This window comes from Streptomyces sp. SLBN-8D4, assembly GCF_049739545.1.
Taxonomy (GTDB): Bacteria; Actinomycetota; Actinomycetes; order Streptomycetales; family Streptomycetaceae; genus Streptomyces; species Streptomyces canus_C.
The window spans coordinates 8,342,119-8,360,658 of the sequence record NZ_JBMGQC010000001.1 but is presented as its reverse complement, the minus strand read 5'-3'; the positions used below and the strand labels follow the sequence as shown (position 1 = coordinate 8,360,658).

At 71.3% G+C, this 18,540-nt stretch carries 13 protein-coding genes; 4 read left to right on the top strand and 9 right to left on the bottom strand.

The window, feature by feature from the left end; all coding sequences use genetic code 11:
• Nucleotides 1–1,854, bottom strand: a complete 1,854-nt coding sequence (locus RKD20_RS38025; protein WP_424881657.1) for an HSP90 family protein — start codon at nt 1,852–1,854, stop codon at nt 1–3.
• A 48-nt stretch (nt 1,855–1,902) separates the two neighbouring features.
• Nucleotides 1,903–2,889 (bottom strand): hypothetical protein, encoded by a 987-nt coding sequence (locus RKD20_RS38020; RefSeq protein ID WP_424881656.1) that lies wholly within the window; start codon nt 2,887–2,889, stop codon nt 1,903–1,905.
• Between the two features lie 231 nt (nt 2,890–3,120).
• On the opposite strand from RKD20_RS38020, the gene RKD20_RS38015 reads away from it, so the two are divergent.
• On the top strand, nt 3,121–3,528 hold the full coding sequence (locus tag RKD20_RS38015) for a RidA family protein (protein ID WP_424881655.1): 408 nt from the start codon (nt 3,121–3,123) through the stop codon (nt 3,526–3,528).
• A gap of 254 nt (nt 3,529–3,782) precedes the next feature.
• Here the strand turns inward: RKD20_RS38015 and RKD20_RS38010 are convergent, their stop codons facing one another.
• The 5 genes from RKD20_RS38010 to RKD20_RS37990 form a co-directional block, all read right to left on the bottom strand.
• On the bottom strand, nt 3,783–5,519 hold the full coding sequence (locus RKD20_RS38010; RefSeq protein ID WP_424881654.1) for an amylo-alpha-1,6-glucosidase: 1,737 nt from the start codon (nt 5,517–5,519) through the stop codon (nt 3,783–3,785).
• 65 nt (nt 5,520–5,584) lie between these two features.
• Nucleotides 5,585–6,397 (bottom strand): carbohydrate ABC transporter permease, encoded by an 813-nt coding sequence (locus tag RKD20_RS38005; protein ID WP_424881653.1) that lies wholly within the window; start codon nt 6,395–6,397, stop codon nt 5,585–5,587.
• Nucleotides 6,394–7,338: a carbohydrate ABC transporter permease gene (locus tag RKD20_RS38000; protein WP_424883414.1), complete on the bottom strand. Its 945-nt coding sequence runs from the start codon at nt 7,336–7,338 to the stop codon at nt 6,394–6,396. The genes RKD20_RS38005 and RKD20_RS38000 overlap by 4 nt, the downstream gene beginning before the upstream one ends.
• Before the next feature lie 29 nt (nt 7,339–7,367).
• Entirely contained in the window at nt 7,368–8,612 is a 1,245-nt protein-coding gene (locus RKD20_RS37995) for a sugar ABC transporter substrate-binding protein (protein ID WP_424881652.1), read from the bottom strand.
• A gap of 128 nt (nt 8,613–8,740) precedes the next feature.
• Entirely contained in the window at nt 8,741–9,760 is a 1,020-nt protein-coding gene (locus RKD20_RS37990; protein WP_424881651.1) for a LacI family DNA-binding transcriptional regulator, read from the bottom strand.
• 398 nt (nt 9,761–10,158) lie between these two features.
• On the opposite strand from RKD20_RS37990, the gene RKD20_RS37985 reads away from it, so the two are divergent.
• The gene (locus tag RKD20_RS37985) at nt 10,159–13,761 is read left to right on the top strand and encodes a LamG-like jellyroll fold domain-containing protein (RefSeq protein ID WP_424883413.1); all 3,603 of its coding nucleotides are present in this window, start codon (nt 10,159–10,161) and stop codon (nt 13,759–13,761) included.
• Between the two features lie 45 nt (nt 13,762–13,806).
• Here the strand turns inward: RKD20_RS37985 and RKD20_RS37980 are convergent, their stop codons facing one another.
• Complete coding sequence (locus RKD20_RS37980; protein ID WP_424881650.1) at nt 13,807–14,901, bottom strand: LacI family DNA-binding transcriptional regulator; 1,095 nt, start codon at nt 14,899–14,901, stop codon at nt 13,807–13,809.
• A 241-nt stretch (nt 14,902–15,142) separates the two neighbouring features.
• Nucleotides 15,143–15,865: a TetR/AcrR family transcriptional regulator gene (locus RKD20_RS37975; protein WP_424881649.1), complete on the bottom strand. Its 723-nt coding sequence runs from the start codon at nt 15,863–15,865 to the stop codon at nt 15,143–15,145.
• Nucleotides 15,866–15,879: 14 nt separating this feature from the next.
• On the opposite strand from RKD20_RS37975, the gene RKD20_RS37970 reads away from it, so the two are divergent.
• Entirely contained in the window at nt 15,880–17,481 is a 1,602-nt protein-coding gene (locus tag RKD20_RS37970; protein WP_424881648.1) for an FAD-dependent monooxygenase, read from the top strand.
• A gap of 169 nt (nt 17,482–17,650) precedes the next feature.
• Nucleotides 17,651–18,523 (top strand): formyltetrahydrofolate deformylase, encoded by an 873-nt coding sequence (gene purU, locus RKD20_RS37965; RefSeq protein WP_424881647.1) that lies wholly within the window; start codon nt 17,651–17,653, stop codon nt 18,521–18,523.
• The last annotated feature ends 17 nt before the right edge of the window (nt 18,524–18,540 follow it).

The window sequence follows — 18,540 nt, the reverse complement described above, 5'->3', positions numbered from 1 at the left end:
TCAGCTGTCCTTGCGGAGGGCGTGGGCGAGGAGGTCGAGGAAGGAGCGGTTGATGAGGCTCGACTCGGCGGGCCTGAGCGGGCGCCGGGACAGCATCGCGGCCTGCCCGTAGAGGGCTTCGGCGCTGGTGCGGGCCAGCTCGGGCTCGTCGATGGTGACGGCGGTGCGGACCAGCGGGTTGAGCTGGTTGAGGATCAGCTGGGCGCGCGGGGCCTCCTGGCGCAGGGCGCCGAGGATGTCGCCCCACACACCGCCCTGCTGCTCGCGGGCGAGCTGGGAGCGGGTGCGTTCGTGCCGGGCCTCGCGGCTGTCGAGGAGGAGGGCGGGGGCGGAGGCCGGCTGGAAGGTGCGCAGCGCGACATCGCAGTCGAAGACGGCGAGGGCGTCACGGGCCTGGGCGAGATAGGCCGAGGCGGCCAGTTCCGTCTCGCGGTCCACCGGGTCGAGGTGGGCGGTGAGGGTCCCGGGGTCGAGGTCCGCGACGGTGACCTCGGGCCTGATCTCCGGCAGCCGGTGCACCAGTTGACGGTCGTAGGTGTAGCCGCCGTTGACGACGCCGAGCCCGGCGGCCGAGGCGATCGCCGCGACCTGGCGGAACTCCTCCACGCTCGACGTGACGAGCACGGTGCGGTGGGTGCGCGCGAACTCGTCGAGGGTGGCGTGCCCGTCGGTGGTCTCGAACGGCAGCCAGGGCAGCAGCATCCGCATGATCTCGTCGTCGTGGACCGCGAGGGACTTCACGGCCAGGTGGTGGACCTGGAGGAAGCGGCCGAGCAGTTCGGGGTCGCTGGCGGCGGCCCTGGCGATCCACGCGCGCAGGCGTTCGGCGAGCGCGTCGCGGACGGCGGCGAGGGTGTCGTCCTCGTACAGGGACTCGCGGGACGCCGTCGGGCGCAGGCTCTCGGCGTCGACGACACAGCGGACGAAGAAGGCCCAGTCGGGCAGGATCTCCTCGGCCTGCTCGGACAGCAGCATGCCTTTGACGTGCACGCGGTGGCCGTGGCGGCGTCCGGCCGGTACCGCCTCGGGCAGCACGCAGGCGATGCCCTTCAGACCCACGGCCGGCAGGTCGAGTTCGATGGTGTCCAGCGGCGTGAACCCGAAGACCTCCTCGCCATAGGCGGCCAGGGCCCGGGAGCGGGCTCCGGGGGTGGCGTGGCTGCGCGCCCAGGGTGCGGGCTCGGGGTTGACGGGCGCGCCCTGGCCGCCGGGCCCTGCGGTGCCGTCGTCGAAGGTCACCGGGTGGCGCAGCAGGGAGCCGAAGTGGCGGGCCAGCGCGTGCACCTGGGCCGGGCGGGTCCACTCGCCCGCGTCGGCGCGGGGCGTCAGGGTGACGGTGGTGCCGGGCCGGGGGCGGGTGGAGGCGGGCAGGGTACGGACGGTGTAGCTGCCGTCGCCGCGACCACGCCATTCCACGGCGGGCGCGTCGGGGGTCCGGGCGGAGCGGCTCAGGACGTGGATCTCGTCCGCGACCAGGAAGCAGGAGAGCAGGCCGATGCCGAACTGGCCGATGAAGTCGGCGCGTTGGTCGGCGATCTGCTCCGCGCGCTTGCTGCTTCGGCCGATCGTGGCGAGGAAGGTGTGCACGTCGGCCTCGGTGAGACCGACGCCGTCGTCCTCGACGCGTACCACGGAGCCGTCGGCGTACAGGCGGATGCCGAACGCGTCGGCGGGGGCGCCCTGTTCGAGGCTGCGCCGGGCGGTCAGCGCGTCCACCGCGTTCTGGAGGAGCTCACGCAGATAGACGCGGGGGCTGGAGTAGAGGTGATGGGAGAGGAGATCGACGAGGCCGCGCAGGTCCACCTGGAAGGTGCGGTCGGCGGTGGGGCTCGCAGGGGTGTCGGGCAGAGTCATCGGGCAGTCCGGGGTGAGGTCTTCGGCGAGGGGCGGGCGGGGACGGGCTCAGGCACGGCGCCGGAAGCGGGCGTACGCCTTCTCCGGCTGGGCCATGTACTTCCAGGGCCACGAGGTGAAGGCGCCGCCCAGCTCGTGGAAGACCCGCGGGGCCACGACGCTCTCGGCGGACAGGGCCAGGGCCATGGCGAAGATGTTGAAGTCCTCCTGCCAGCCGAGGGGCCTGTCGTAGGCGGGGTGGAGAATGCTGCGCCGGGCCGCCTCTCTCAGCTCCTCCTGGACCTGGGGGCTGTCGAGATGGTTCTGACTGTCCGACTCCACCCACTCCTCGATGTGGGCCATGGCGACCGCACAGCCGAGACGGTGCCCGTCGGGCGCGCCGGCGAAGGACTCGCGGGCGAACGCGAGGGCCTGGCCGGGCTCGCCGCCCCACCTGGGCTGCAACTGGGACACCCACTCGATGTGGGTCTCCAGGTCCAGCGGGTCGCGGCGCAGGGCGGCGTCGCGCCGGGTCTCGTTGACCACGGGGCCGAGCGACATGCCGCGGCCGGAGGTGAGGAGGCGGCGCCAGGGGGTGACCCAGTCCGGCCGCAGCTCGGCGGCTTCGAGCAGCTGCTCCTCGGCGATCTCCAGGCGCTCGTGGATGGTCCGCCACTGCTCCTGCGTGACGTTCACGGCGCGTGCGGAGGTACGCGCCTCCCAACCCCAGCTGATGTGACGTGTCCCGGATACCAGCAGGGCGGTCGCCCGGTGCTCCTTGTCCTCCTCGACGGCCCGGCCGATCCAGTCCTGCAGACCGTCCAGCTCGGCGAGTTCGCCGAGCACCGCGTGGTCGCTGCCCAGGTCGAAGGGGGCCAGTGCCGCCTTGACCGCCTCCCAGTCCCCGGCGTCGGCCGCTTCCACCAGCGCGAGCACCCGGGTGTCCCCGAGGGCGCGCAGCGGATACGTCCCGTTCTTCTGTCTGCGCGGGACGGGCAGGGCGTACGGATTCGCCTCCGGTCTCTCCGCATCCCTGCCGAACAGCTTGCCGAACATGCCGCGCCCTCCCCTGGTCCCGCGTGATCGTCCGTGCAGCATAAACGGCCCCACCGACACCGCTTCCACAGGGTTTTCACCGGCACTCCACCTGCTGAGCTGCCAGGTCACCAGCGGGTTCCCCGGTCACCGAAAAGTGCGTTCTTCCATGTCAGCGAATGCTCTCCTACGGTTTGTCAGTAACCAAAAGAGATCAATGGGCTTGAGTGCCCGAGCATGGAGGCGCAGAAAATGTCCATCACCCTGCTGAACCCCGACGGACTGCCGGAGATCGATGTCTACCGGCATGTGGCGGTCGCGTCCGGATCGAGGCTGGTGTTCGTCGCCGGTCAGGTCGCCTGGGACGCCGAGGGCCGCACGGTCGGTGCGGGTGACCTCGCCGCGCAGGTCGAGCAGAGCTACCTCAACGTCGGCACAGCCCTGGCCGCGGCCGGCGGCTCCTTCGACGACGTGGCGAAACTGAACGTCCACGTCGTCGACTGGACGGCCGACAAGATGCCACAGCTCCTGGAGGGGATCTCGCGGGCGGCCGCGAAACTGGGGGTCACCCCGGTCCCGCCGGCCACGCTGCTGGGCGTCGCGGCACTGGACGTCCCCGACCACCTGGTCGAGATCGAGGCCATCGCGGTCCTCGACTGAGCACGGGCCGGAGAACGGGGCGCCGGAGCGTCGGCCGGGCCTGGACGATGCCCCGCCGCTCCAGGAGGTCCAGCGACAGCTCCCAGGTGCCGGTCACCGGGACGGCTGCCCTGCCTACCGGGCGGGCGCTCGTCGAGGGCCACGCGGCAGTCGGCGTACGTCCGCACGGTCGTCGTGCCCGGCCGGGCGGGGAACGCCGGGGTCGCCGCGAGATGCGAGCCCGCGCCGGGACGGACGGTTCCCCCGGACCGCGCTCACCGGCCGTCCCGCTGTGCGTGCGCCTCGGCGAGGAGGAGGTAGGCGGCGGCCGTCCAGGTGTAGGCGCGGTCGCGCAGGCCCGTTCCGGTCAGGGCGTCGAAGTTCTCCGCGAAGCCGTGCTTCTCGCACAGGGCGCGGAAGCGGGCGCTGACCTCGTCCGCCAGCCGGTGGTGGCCGCCGCGGCGAAGTCCGTCCTCGACGAGGACCGTGGCGGGGGCCCAGATCGGGCCGCGCCAGTAGCCGTCGGGGAGGTAGTACGGCGAGGTCGGCAGCTCCGTGGCCAGGCCGTACGGGGTCAGATGGGCCTCGATCCGGCCGGCCAGCACCTCGCCGATGTCGGGCGGCAGATGCTCACCCAGCACGATCGGCATCAGGTCGAGCAGGCTGGACGTACTCCAGGTGTCGCCGCTGTCGACGCCCCGGGCGACGAACCGGTCGCCAGTCCACAGCTGGTCGAGCATGGCCCGCTGTGTCTCCTCGGCGGCCCGCGTCCACCTGCGGGCGTCGTCAGGTCTTTCCAAGTGCTCCGCCAGGTCGGCGAGTTCGCGCAGCTGGAGGGTGAGGAAGGCGGCCAGGTCCGCGGTGACGACGACCCGTTCGGGGTCGAAGGTGGTGGCGTTGTCCCAGCCGCTGTCGTTGCCGTGCTGGTAGTGCGGCAGGTCGGCGCCGGGAGCGCGCCGGGCGGTGAGCCAGAACTCCGTCCAGCGTGCCAGCCTGTCGTACGTCCCGGTCAGTTCCGCCCGCCCCACGGGGGTGGGCAGCCGACGGCGCAGGTGGCCGAACGTCCAGCCGTGGATGGGCGGTTTGACGAAGTTGTGGAGCACTTCGGAGTGGGTGACGGAGTCGGGCAGCGCCCCGGTCTGGTCCTGGTGGTCGAAGGGCAGCTGGAACTGGTCCCAGGCCAGCTCGGGGCAACCGGGCGCCAGGGCAAGGGCGTTGAAGCAGTGGTCCCAGCTCCAGACCTTGTCCATCCAGTGCTTGGACATCAGCACTCCGGGCCGCGTGACCAGGCCGGCCGGGCGTACGGTCGCCGACCACAGGACGTAGGCGGCGAGTTCGGCCGCCGGAGTCGCGGAGGAGCGCCAGGGGGCCACGGTGTCGACGAAGTCCGCGAAGGAGTTCCGCACGGCCTCGACGACCTTGCCGAAGGTCGCCGTCGGCACATAGGCGGGGCGGGCGGTGTCGAGTTCCTCGACCGCGATCTCCCACGATCCGTCCGCCTCGGCGCCGACCGTGAGACCGCGCTCACCGCCGCCCAGTGCCTGGGAACCGGACACCTCGGCCACCGTGCCGGACAGCAGGGTGACCCGGTAGCGGCGGCCGGTCTCGTACGAGGTGAACACATAGGCGTCGACGGCCGGTTCGCGGAAGAAGTACGTCCCGCTGAACGGGGTCAGCGTCCGGGCCGCCGCCGAGATCCGCAGCGACGCACCCGCACCGCGCAGTCGTACGGTGTCCGGCGTCTCGTAGGCGAGGTCGATGCGCCCGGCCGCGCCGGTCCAGCTCAGCAGTCCCGGTGTCGCCTCGACCAGGGTCTCGGCCCGCTCGCCGGTCGCGGGGTCGAGCGGCACGAGGCTCAGGACGGCGTGCATGCCGTTCTGGTGCGAGACGAGGTGGAGGTCCTCGGCGCGGGTCTTCTCCGCGAGTACGGGGGAGATGCCGAACCAGGAGCCGTGGGTGCTGAACGGGATGTCCTGGACGGAGAAGGCCGGGCCGGGGCGGTCGGCGGTCATGAAGGGGCACTCGTTTCTCGAGCAGGGATCGTCGGTGGTCGTCGGGGAAGGGGGCGCCGCGGACGTCAGTCCTTGACGGCACCGGCGGTCACGCCGGCGGCGACGTAGCGCTGGGCGAGGACGAGGATGACCGTGGCGGGCAGGGAGGCGACGACGGCGGTGGCCATGATGGCGTTCCACTGCTGGTTGTTGTTGCCGATGTAGTGGTAGATGCCGAGGGTGATCGGCTCGTGGGCGCCGCCGTTGACCAGGGTGCTGGCGAAGATGAAGTCGGACCAGGACCACAGGAACGCGAACAGCGACACGGTGACGACGGAGTTGCGGCTCATCGGCAGCACGACCGACCAGAAGGTGCGCAGGGCGTGCGCGCCGTCCATCTGCGCGGCCTGGAGGAGTTCGCCGGGGATGGTGGACATGAACGCGGTGAAGATGAGCACCGCGAAGGGCACGGCGAGGGTGGAGTCGGCCACGATCAGGCCGGGCACCGACTGGAGCAGACCGAGCTGGAGGTAGATGGCGTAGAAGCCCATCGCCATGATGATGCCCGGGATCATCTGCGCGACCAGCAGGACGAAGCCCAGGATGCCGCCGCCGCGCGGGCGCAGCTTGGCCAGCGCGTAGCCGGCCGGGGCTGCCAGGGCCACGGTCAGGGCGACGGTGCCGAGGCCGATGACGAGGCTGGTGCCGAGGTAGGGCAACTGCTGGTCGACGACGGCCCGGTAGCCCTCCAGCGTGACGTGGGCGGGGAACAGGTCGGGTGGGCTCTTGCGCATGTCCTGGTCGCGGGTGAGGGACACGTTGAGCATCCAGTAGACCGGGAAGAGCATGATCGCGGTCAGCAGCAGGCCGAGGGCGGTCTTCAGAGGCCTTGTTCTCATGACAGTGCCTGCTTTCGCTGGACCCGCACATAGATCAGGCCGAAGACCAGGGCGGCGAGCACCAACAGGTTGCCGACGGCGGCGCCGGGGCCGAAGGCGGGCAGCAGGTTGCCGAAGCCGAGCTGGTAGGACCAGGTGGCGAAGGTGGTGGACGAGTCGGCCGGACCGCCCTTGGTCATGATCCAGATGATGTCGAAGACCTTGAGCGTGTAGACCAGGCCCAGCAGCAGCGTGATCGCGGACACCGGGCGCAGCAGCGGGAAGGTGATGCGCCAGAAGCGGCGCCAGGCGTTCGCCCCGTCCAGGGCGGCGGCCTCGTACAGGCTGGTGGGGATGGACTGCAGGCCGCTGTAGAGGACGACGAGGTTGAAGGGGACGCCGATCCAGATGTTGGCGATGATCACAGAGGTCAGGGACCAGGACGGCGAGGTCAGCCAGTTCACCGGGCCGATGCCGACGGCGTGCAGGACGGCGTTGACGACGCCCGATTCACTGTTGAGCATCCACGACCAGGTCGACGCCGACACGATCAGCGGCAGCAGCCACGGCACCAGGAACAGGGCCCGCAGGGTCGCCGAGAGCCGGAAGTTCTGGTGGAAGAAGACCGCCAGCGCCAGCCCGATCGCGTACTGGAAGACCAGGCACACGCCGGTGAACACCACGGTGTGCAGGAGGGCCGGGGCGAAGGTCGGATCGTCGAAGACCATCCGGTAGTTCGCCAGCCCCGTGAAGGGCGCGTCGCCCCGCACGAACGAGCGCACGGTGTAGTGGCGCAGGCTCAGGTCGAGGTTGCGGTACAGCGGATAGGCGTAGAACAGGCCGAGGTAGAGGGTCACCGGGGCCAGGAACGCCCAGGCGGCCCACTGCGGGGAGACGGGACGGCGCGGCGCCTCCTGGGACGCGCCGTCGGAGTCGGTCCGCGGGGGCGGCACTTGTGTCATCTGGCTCATCAACTGGCCCCCTGGTGCACTCACTTGACGGCGGACTGGGCGTCGGTCAGCGCATCCTTCGGGGACTTCGAACCGCTGAGTGCGGACTGGACGGCCTTCCACATCTGCTCGGAGATCTTCGGGTACTTGGTGCCCAGGTCATCGCTGGTGCGGCCCTTGGCGGTCCTGACCGCGGCGACCCAGGGCCTCAGTTCGGCGTTCGCCGCCACCTGCTTGTCCTGGACCTCGGTGGTGGGGGCCACGTAGGACAGGGTGGTGTCGGTGTCGTACAGGTTCTGGGTGCTGGTCAGGCAGGTCGCCAGCTTCTGGGAGGTGGGGTAGCGGCCGGTGTCGTCCTGGGCGGGGAGGGTGACGAACTCGCCGCCGGTCGGGGCAGCCGCGTTGCCGCCGGAGGCGCCGGGGATCGGGAGCACGCCGTAGTCGAGGCCGGCCTTCTTGGCGCCCGCGAGCTGCCAGGTGCCGTTCTCCGCGAAGGCGTACTCGCCGGTCGTGAACTCCTGCCAGCTGGTCGTCTGGGTGTTGTTGAGGACCGAGTTGGGGGCGACGCCGCTCTTGACCCAGCCCTTCCACAGGGAGAGCGCCGACTCGCCCTGCGCGGAGTCGAGTTGGGTCAGTTTCGCGCCCGCGCCCCAGAACCAGGGCAGGAACTGGAAGCTGCCCTCCTCGGTGCCGATCGCGGAGAAGGTGATGCCCTTCTTGCCGGCCTTCTTCACCTTCTCCAGCGCCGCGGTCAGGGACGGCCAGTCCTTCACCGAGGCGACGCCCACACCGGCTTCCTTCAGGACCTTCTTGTTGTAGTAGAGGGCCAGGGTGTTGGCGCCGATCGGGGTGCCGTACGTCTTGCCGCCCGACTGGCCGGCCGCTAGGAGGTTGGGGTCGGTCTTCGAGGTGTCCAGATTGTTGTCGTCGGTCGTGGTGAGGACGCCCGCCTCGGCAAGGGTGGAGACCACCGGGTTGTCGACGATGAGGAGGTCCGGGGAGTTGCCCTGCTGGGCGGCCAGGAGGGCCTTGTTCGTCAGGTCGCTGGTGTCGAACGCCGTCCGCTTGATCTTGACGCCCGCCGCGGTGCCGCACTTGTCCAGCAGCTTCGTCCAGGCCGAGCCCTTGGCGAACTGCGGATACGGGTCCCAGACGGTGTACGTGCCGCTGTCGGCACCCTCGGAGCCGCCGCCCGAGCCGGAGCCGCAGGCCGTGACGCCGGCAGCGACGGCCAGGGACATGAGGACCGCGGCGGTCGGACGGTGCCGTCTGGAGAAGCTGTTCATGGCGGGTTCCTTCGGTGTGTGGGCATGCGGGTGCCGCGGCGGTGGGTCGCGCGGAGAAAAGGGCACCGCGAGCGACGCCGTCGGGTGGTCGGGCGCGCGGCGGTGTGACGTGTGCTCGGGCGAACCGATCAGGTCTGCGGGGCCCCCGCGGGGCCGGTGCTGGCCCGCAGCGAGATCGGCGGGGTGAGGAGGTGCTGCCGGGGCGGCGCGTCGGGGTGGTCCAGCCGCTCCACCAGCAGGTCGACGGCGAGCCGGCCCATCTCGGCCGCCGGGACGTCGGCGGCGGTGAGCTGCGGGGTCACCGTCTCCGCCCAGCGGTTGGCGACGACCCCGGTGACGGAGAAGTCGCGCGGCACATGGCGGCCGGCGTGGGCGAGGCCCCGGTACAGGCCGCCCAGTGCGGCCTCGTTCAGGGTGACCAGGGCCGTGGTGGCCGGGTCGTCGTGCAGGATCTGTTCCAGGCAGGCCTGGCCCGAGGCGGCGTCGTCCCCGCAGCAGTACGTGCGGACCGTCAGCCCGCGTTCGGCCGCGGCCTTGGTGAAGCCGTCCAGGCCGCGGTGGGCGGACTCGTACCCGGTCCTCAGCAGTTGTTCGGGCCGGTTGACGAAGGCGACCCGGCGGTGGCCGAGGTCGGCGAGGTGATGGACGCAGGCCGCCGCCAGCGCGGTGTGGTCCAGGGCGACGTACCAGCCGCCCTCCGGGTGGGCGGTGCGGCCGATGGCGACGGAGGGGAAGCCGAGCGCGGCCAGGTGTTCGGCCCGGTCGTCCTCCAGCCGGATCTCCATCAGGATCGCGCCGTCGACCCGCCGCTCCCCCAGCAGCCGCTGGAAGGAACGGTCGCTGTCCACGCCGCTGGGTGACAGCAGCACGTCGTAGTCGTGGGCCGCGGCGGCCTCCACCACGCTGCCGATGAAGTCCAGCTGCATGCCCGTGTAGTGGTTCCCGGCCGGCGGGAAGACCAGACCGATGGTGCTGGTCCGGCCGTTGGCCAGGGCGCGGGCACTGGCGCTGGGCTGGTAGCCCAGTTCGTCGACGATGCGCTGGATCTTCCGGCGCGTGTCCTCCGACACGGGGCGCTTGCCGCTCAGCGCGTAGGACACGGTGCTGCGCGAGACACCGGCCCGCCGGGCGATCTCACCGATGTTCACGGCGACTCCTCGGGACGGGCGACCGGCTTGTCGAACCGGTTCGCGTGGAAGTGAACGTAGGAACTGTCCCGGCGCCTGTCAATACTCTCGCCGTAATCGCCAACGAGGGCCGTGGGACGGCGAGATCCCTGTGTCGAGGGGATTGCTGGCCGGATGTCCCGGTGCTAGCTTCGCCGAACCGGTTCGGCGCGGTCGCCCATCGCGGCTTCCTCGCCGCGCGCCGTTGCAGAGCCGCCCCACCCCCTCCCCCGCACGCGCCTCTTCCCCCCGCACCCGCCTGGATCGAATCGGTTCGACGGCACCCCGAGGCGGGCCGACCTGAACCCGTTACTCGACGATTGAGGACGTTCTCCATGTCATCCGCTGACAGATCCACGCGCCGCCGGGCGCCGGCCGCCATGGCGCTGGCCCTCGGCGCGGGCCTGCTGGCCGCGCCCGCCGTGCCCGCGCACGCGGCCGGGACGCCCGGGCCCGCCGCCCGCTACACCTTCGACCAGGACGACCTCGCCTCCGGAAAGATCACCGACAGCTCCGGCAACGGCCTGACAGCCAGCCTGGTGAACGGCGCGACGGCCCAGTCCGTGGCGGGCGCGGACGGCGGCAGGGCGCTGGCCCTGCCCGGCGGGGCGCCCACCTCCGACGGCGCCTACGTCCGGCTGCCCCGCGAAGTGGTCGGTGACGCCAGCGACCTGACCGTCTCCGCCCGGGTGAAGTGGAGCGGCGACACATCGTCCTGGCAGCGCATCTTCGACCTTGGCACCGACACCACCCGGTACCTCTTCAGCACGCCGTACAACGGCAACGGGCTGTTCCAGACCTCCGTGACCACCGGCGGAGGCGGCGCCGAGAACCAGGTCCGCGGCTACGCGCCGCTGCCCGCGGACGCCTGGCGGACGGTCACCGTCACCCTCGACACCACCGCGGGCCGGCTCACCACGTACCTCGACGGTGTGGCGGTCTCCTCCACCGTGACCGCCGTCAAGGCCAAGGACCTGCTGAGCGGTTCGGCGACCGCCGCCGGCTTCATAGGCAAGTCCTTCTACCCGGACCCGCTCCTCAAGGGTGCCGTCGACGACTTCGCCGTGTGGCACTCGGCGCTCACCGCCGAGCAGGTGGCCGGCCTGGTCGGAGCCGTGCCGACCCTCCAGGACCTCTCGAAGACCTCCTTCGACGTCCGGACGACCGACGGGACCGCCCCGACCCTCCCGGCGGCCGTCCGCGCCACCTTCACCGACGGCTACGACCGCGACACACCGGTCACCTGGGACGCCGTACCGCCCGAGAAGTACGCCCGCCCCGGGACCTTCACGGTGGCCGGAACCGCGGCCGGTCGGGCGGTGCAGGCGACCGTCACCGTGGTCCGCGAGGGGCAGCTCACCGTCGACCTCGGCTCGGACACCGGCGCGTTCCACGGCGGCGCCTCCGGCACCCTCTACGGCGTGTACGGACCGGACGTCCCCACCAACAACGTCATCGAGGGCATGGGTCTGCGCACGGTCTCCACCAAGGCCCAGGACGGCCCGCAGCACCCCGGTGCCGACGCGCTGGACGTGGTGAAGCCGCTCGCCGACTCCACCGACGGCGATGTGTACATCTACATGACCGACATCCACCGCGGCTTCCCCTACGAGTGGCCGGGTGACACCCCTGCGGAGAAGCTCAGGCTCTACGAGGAGAAGATCGCGGGGCAGGTCGACCAGGTGCTGAAGCTGCCGAAGCAGTACCAGGACAACATCGTCTTCGTGCCGTTCAACGAGCCCGAGGGCAACATGTTCGGCACCGGTCAGTGGAGTTACGACAAGGTCAGCTGGCTCAGCGACCCCAAGGACTACTTCGCCGCCTGGGACTCCGCCTACAGGCTCATCAAGGGCAGGATGCCCGGCGCCCGCATCGCCGGCCCCAACACCAGCGTCCTGTACGACCAGGTGAAGGGCTTCCTCACCCACACCCTGGCCGCCGGCACCCTCCCGGACGTCATCACCTGGCACGAGCTGAGCCACCCGGAGGCGGTGCGCGAGAGCGTGGCCAAGTACCGGGTGTGGGAGAAGGAGCTGTTCAAGGGCACCGACCGCGAGGGCACCGAACTCCCCGTCAACATCAACGAGTACGCCTTCAACTACCACACCTCCGTCCCCGGCCAGATGATCCAGTGGGTCTCCGCGATCGAGGAGTCCAAGGTGGACGCCGACATCGCCTACTGGAACATCGACGGCAACCTCTCCGACTCCGCGGTGCAGTCCAACCGCGGCAACGGCCAGTGGTGGCTGCTGAACTCGTACGCCTCGATGAGCGGGCACACGGTGTCGGTGACCCCGCCGTTCCCGGGCGAGAACTACACCATGCAGGGTGTGGCCACCCTCGACGAGAAGAAGAAGCAGGCCCGGCTGATCTTCGGCGGCTCCACCGGCAAGGGGCACATCACCTTCGCGGGCGTCCCGAAGAAACTCTTCGGCAAGAACGTGCACGCGTGGGTGCGGGAGATCGAGTGGAGCGGACAGGTCGGCGACAACTCCGGCCCGAAGCTGCTCACCGAGACGAACCTGAAGGTCGCGGACGACGGCTCGGTCACCGTCCACTTCGGTGACGGCACGCTGCCGAGGCTGAAGGAGTCCTCGGCGTACGAGATCGTGCTCAGCCCGGCCGGGAAGGCCGCGAAGACCCAGTCACCGCCGGTGCGTTGGCAGGGCTCCTACGAGGCGGAGGACGCCGCCCACACCGGGTCCGGCTACTCGAAGAACGGCCCGGAGGGCTCCACCTCCGACGTGTCGAAGTTCTACACCTCCGGCGGCTACGACGTGGGCGGGCTGCGCAGCGGCTCGGACGTCACGCTCGACTTCCCGGTGGACGTGCCCGAGGACGGCACCTACGACCTGAGCGTCTTCGCCAACTCCCTCAACACCTTCGACAAGGTGAAGGAGCAGGGCCCCACCAATGTCTTCCTGCGCGTGGACGGCCAGGCGGGCAGCGAGCAGCAGTTGTATCTGCCGCTCGGCTACAAGTGGGTGGTGTGGGACCACACCGACACCAAGGTGCGGCTCACCAAGGGCCGGCACACCCTGACGCTCGCCGCGAAGAGCCTGGACGGCAAGCGCGTGACGAAGGGTGACGCGATCGTCGACCGCCTCACCCTGTCCCTGCCGGCCGCCTCGGGCAACACGCAGGTCCACGAGGGCGAGCTGGCCTGGCTGGGCGGCGGAGCACAGCCCGTCTACGACGTGCCGGGCTCCGGCTCCGGCTCGGGCGCGGCCCGGATCGCGAAGGGCCAGACGGCCACGTTCTGGGTGTACTCCCCCGCCGACCGTGAGGCCACGCTCAAGGTCGACACCCTCGGCGGGGCCGGCGCCCGGATCTCCGTCAACGGACACGACGTCCTGCGTCTCGCCAAGGACCGCAACCGTGTCGCGGTCTCCCTCTCCGGTGGCGTCAACAAGGTGACGCTGACGGGTGGTTCGTCCCCCACCCTGGTCGACCGTCTCACGGTCACGCCGAGCGAGGGCGCGCTCAAAGCGCGTACCTACGAGGCCCAGGACGCGGTACTCGCGGGCTCGGCCACGCTCACCCCGCTCTCCCTGGCCACCGACGGCACGGCGATCAGCGGCGTCGGCGGCGACCCGGGCAACGGCAACACGGCCACCTTCACCGTCGCCGCGGACCGGGCCGGGCTGTACGCGCTGCGGATCCGCTACTCCAACCCGGAGCAGTCGGAGGCCACCCACTACAACCCGGACCCGCTGGCCCGCCACGCCGACATCACCGTCAACGGCGGCGAGACGAGGCGGGTCGGCTTCCCGCACAGTTTCCACCAGAACAACTTCTGGGAGCTGACCGTCCCGGTCACCCTGAAGAAGGGACAGAACACGATCGCCTTCCGCTCCGAGGAACTGCCGAACTTCGACGGCACGACCTACGCCTCGGACACCTTCCCCGGTGTGCTGCTCCGCTCCCGGTACGCGCCGCTGATCGACCGGATCGCCGTGGCACCGTACTCACGGGAGAGGTGATCGTCACCGGCGGCGCCGCGAGGCGCCGCCGGTCTCGGCCCGAGCTCATCTCCCGGAGGCCGCCTCGTGCGCCGAGTCGCGCGAGCCGGAGGCCGGGCGCCCCCCGCCGGTCGGCGGGGGTGCCGTCGAGGCGCGTACGACGAGCTCGACCGGCGGGTCGCTCGCCGGTGCCGGCTCTGCGTCCGGTTTCTCGATGGCCTGCACCAGGAGCCGGAGCCCTTCGCGGGCGACGGCGTCGAAGGGCTGGCGCACGGTGGTCAGCGGTGGGGTGACATAGGCGGAGACGGGGATGTCGTCGAAGCCGATGACGCTCACGTCCTGCGGCACCCGCAGGCCCGCCTCCAGGAGGGCGCGGATCAGGCCGACGGCCATGTCGTCGTTGGCGGCGAACACCGCGGTGACGTCACCGGCGGCGGCGAGTTCGTGGCCCGCCGTGTAGCCGGACGAGGCCGACCAGTCGCCCTCGATGACGGGCGGCTGCTCCCTCTCGCGGTCCGCGAGCGCCGCCCGCCAGCCCTGGAGCCGGTCCCGGGCGGCGAACCACCTCTGCGGACCGGCGAGATGATGGACCGTCACATGTCCGAGGTCCAGCAGGTGTTCGGTGGCCGCCCGGGCCAGCGACTCGGCGCCGACGCCCGCGGCCACGGCGCGTGGACCGCCGAAGGCGGCGGGTGCCCCGAGGACCAGGACCGGGATGTCGACATTGAGCGACACCGAGCCCTCGTCGATCGGTTCGGAGACGACGATGCCGTCCACGCCCTGTCCGAGGAGCGACTCCACGGCCCCGGCGACACCCGCCGGGTCGCCCTCCAGTGTGTTGACGACGCGGAGCGCGTATCCCGCGTCCCGGGCGGCCCGCTCGATACAGATGAGCAGGGAGGCGGGACCGTACAGGGCGGTGCCGAGGGTGACCACGCCGATCGAACGGGTGCGTCCCGAGGCCAGGGCCCGGGCGGCGCCGTTCAGCCGGTAACCGAGGTCCGCCGCGACCTGGAGCACCCGCTCGCGTACATCGGCGGACACGTATCGCTCGCCGTTGAAGACCCGGGAGACCGTCTTCTGCGAGACGCCCGCCAGCCGGGCCACGTCCACGGCGCGCGGCGCGCCGGGGCTGCCGCCCTGTCCTCCTGCTGGCGTCATTGCTGTCTCCCGATGTCCGGCGGCTCAGATCCTAACCAGAGCGGTCCGCCGAGGGCCTGTCCGCCCTCCACGACTGCACGGTCATGACTGCGCTGCCGGCTGAGGCGTGTCAAGGGTTCGCGCCCGGTCGAAGGGTGGCAGGGGGCGGGGCCAGGCGCGCTCACTTCCCCCGGTCCACACCGTGCCACGGAGGGGCGAACCGCGGATCAGCGCGCCGGGGACGATCCGCGGCGCCGGCCGGTCATCCGGGTGCGAGGCCGTCGATCATCAGGCCGAGAGTGAAGTCGAACCGGTCGTGGCCCTCGCCGGCGGTGAGTTCGGCGGCGTGGCGGGTGGTGTGGGGGAAGGTCTCGGCGGGCAGGGCGGCGAACCGGCGCAGCAGTTCGTCGCGGTCGAGGACCCACTCGGAGTCCTCGTGCGCCGACCGCCGGCGAGCGATGGACGTCTCGAGGGTGTACGCGGCCACGTACAGCAAGAGCGCGTCGACGGCCCAGGCGGCGGACTGCGCGGCGACACCGCCGGCGAGCAGGATCCCCAGCATCCCCTCGCTGACCCGGACGATCTCGACGTCGGTGGGGGCCATGGCGAGCGCGGCGCGGGAGATGCCGGGGTACTTCAGGTACTGGTCTCGGAGCTGGGCGCACACGCCCCGGATCTGCTCCCGCCAGGCCGCGGGGTCGGGTTCGGGCAGGGCCAGTGCGGAGCACAGCCGTCCGATGAGCAGCTCGTCGAGGTCCGCCTTGTTCACCACGTGGGCGTAGAGCGAGGCGGGTCCGGTCTCCAGCGCGCCTGCCAGTCGGCGCATGGTCAGGGCCTCGTACCCCTCGGTGGCGACGAGGCCCAGCGCGGTGTCGACGACCTGCTCCACGGTGATCGGGACCGTGCGGCGCCGCGGCCTGGGGTCGGTTCCGGCCTCGGGAAGGGGCGGCCGGTGGCGGGCCGCGCGTCGCTCTCTCGGGTTCACCGGGACATCATAACTTGACACGAACAGTGTTCCATCATAGAACGGTGTTCGTGACAGTGAAGGTGAACCAGAAGCTGGACCAGGACATGGACGTGACCGTGGTCGGAGCCGGGCCGGTGGGTCTTGTGCTCGCCGCGGAGCTGGCCCTCTCCGGGGCCAGGGTCCAGATACTCGAACGCCGGGCCGAGCCGGACGGGGCGATGAAGGCGCAGTCCGTCAACGTGCCGACGGCCGAGGCACTCGACCGCCGCGGCCTGCTGCCCGCCGCCGAACAGGTGCAGCGCCAGACCCTCCAGCAGGTGGGGTCCTTCGCCCCGGCGACCGGCGACCGGCCACCCGGTGCGGGCCGGCCAGGGCCCGGGACGCGGTTCACCGGGCACTTCGCGGGCATGGCCCTCGACCCCGCCCTCGTGGACTGGTCCGATCCCGACCTCGCCGCGCACACCGCCGCCGACGGGGCGCGGATCCTGCCGCAGCCGCAGCTGGAGGCGCTGCTGGCCGACCATGTCGCGCGTCTCGGCGTCCCGGTGCGTCGCGAGGTGGAGGTGACCGCGCTCCACGACACCGGCGAGGACGTGCTCGTCGGCACCAGCGCCGGGCCGGTGCGCACCCGGTGGCTGGTCGGCTGCGACGGCGGACACAGCACCGTGCGCCGCCTCGCGGGCATCGACTTCCCCGGCACCGACCCCGAACTCACCGGCTACCAGGCGGTCGCCGAGATCGCCGACCCGTCGGTGCTCACCGACGGATGGACTTGGTCGCCCCGGGGGGTGTACCGCTACGGACCGCAGCCCGGGCGGGTGGCCACCGTGGAGTTCGACAGCCCTCCGGCCGACCGCTCCACCCCGGTCACCCTGGAAGCGGTGCAATCCAGTCTGCGCCGCGTCTCGGGTACGGACGTCACGCTCACCGCACTGCGTGCCGCACCGACCCGTTGGACCGACAACTCCCGCCAGGCCGCCGCCTACCGGTCGGGGCGGGTGCTGCTGGCCGGTGACGCCGCGCACGTCCACCCGCCGTTCGGCGGCCAGGGACTCAACCTCGGCGTCGGCGACGCGACGAACCTCGGCTGGAAGCTCGGTGCCGTACTCGCCGGGTGGGCGCCCGAAGGACTGCTGGACACCTACGACGCGGAGCGCCGGCCCCTCGGCGCCTGGGTGCTGGACTGGACGCGGGCCCAGATCGGCGTGCTGCGCGGGGACGCCAAGTCTGGCGCGCTCCGGGAGATCGTCGCCGACCTGCTGAGCACCCGGGACGGCACGACCTACGCGGTCAAGAAGATCTCCGGGGTCACCCAGCGCTTCGACCTGCCCGGCGACCATCCGCTGGTGGGCCGCTTCGCCCCCGACCTGTGGCTGCTGGACGGCTCCCGGCTGGCCGACCACGGCCACCGCGGCGGGTTCCTGCTGCTCGACCGCACCACGGACGGCGCGTTCGCCCGTCTCGCCGCGGGCTGGAACGGGCGTGTGAACGCCGTGCGGGACGCTCCCGGCACGCCGACCGGGGTGCTGGTACGCCCGGACGGGGTGGTCGCCTGGGCCCGCGGGACCGACGCCGACGGCGGCCTCGAAGCCGCCCTGCGCCGCTGGGCCGGCACCCCGTCCGTCGTCCGGTGAGAGTCCGCCGACCGATGCGGCCGTCGGAGCGAGGGCGGCGAAGCCTCAGAGGCCAGGCGCTCACCCGGCCGCGGTCAGGAAACCACCCTTGACCCAGAGCCGCCCCAGCCGGGACCATGTTGCGTATCAGTCGCACTGTTGCGTAATGCGCAGCCATCGGGAGGACTCCGTGTCTCTTCGACCGCTACCCGACCGCGAGTTCGTCCTCACGCTGTCCTGCCCGGACCGGTCCGGCCTTGTCCATGCCGTCACCGGCTTCCTGGTCGGGCACTCCGGGAACATCCAGGAGAGCCAGCAGTTCGACGACCGGCTCCAGGACCGCTTCTTCATGCGCGTCCACTTCGACGTCTCGGACCCGGGCACCACCCTGGAGGATCTGCGGTCCGGCTTCGCGCCGGTCGCCGAGGCGTACCGGATCACCTGGCAGCTGCGGAACGCGGGCACCCCCACCCGCACCCTGATCATGGTGTCGAAGTTCGGCCACTGCCTGAACGACCTGCTCTTCCGGCAGCGCACCGGCGCGCTCGGCATCGAGGTGCCGGCGATCGTCTCCAACCACCGGGACTTCGCACCGCTCGCCGAGAGCTACGGCATCCCCTTCCACCATGTGCCGGTGACCCCGGAGACGAAGGCGGACGCGGAGGCGCGGCTGCTCGAACTGGTCGACCGGCTGGACATCGACCTGGTGGTCCTCGCCCGGTACATGCAGATCCTGTCGAACGACCTGTGCAAGCAGCTCGAAGGCCGGGCGATCAACATCCACCACTCGTTCCTGCCGAGCTTCAAGGGCGCGAGGCCCTACGTCCAGGCGCACGAGCGGGGCGTGAAGCTCGTGGGGGCCACGGCCCACTACGTCACCCCGGACCTCGACGAGGGGCCCATCATCGAGCAGGACGTCATCCGCGTGAACCACGCCCAGAGCGCCGAGAGTCTGGTCACCCTGGGGCGGGACGTCGAGGCACAGGTCCTCGCCCGGGCCGTGGAGTGGCACTGCCAGAGCCGCGTCATGATCAACGGTCATCGCACGGTGGTCTTCCGCTGACCAGCGTCGACCTGTTC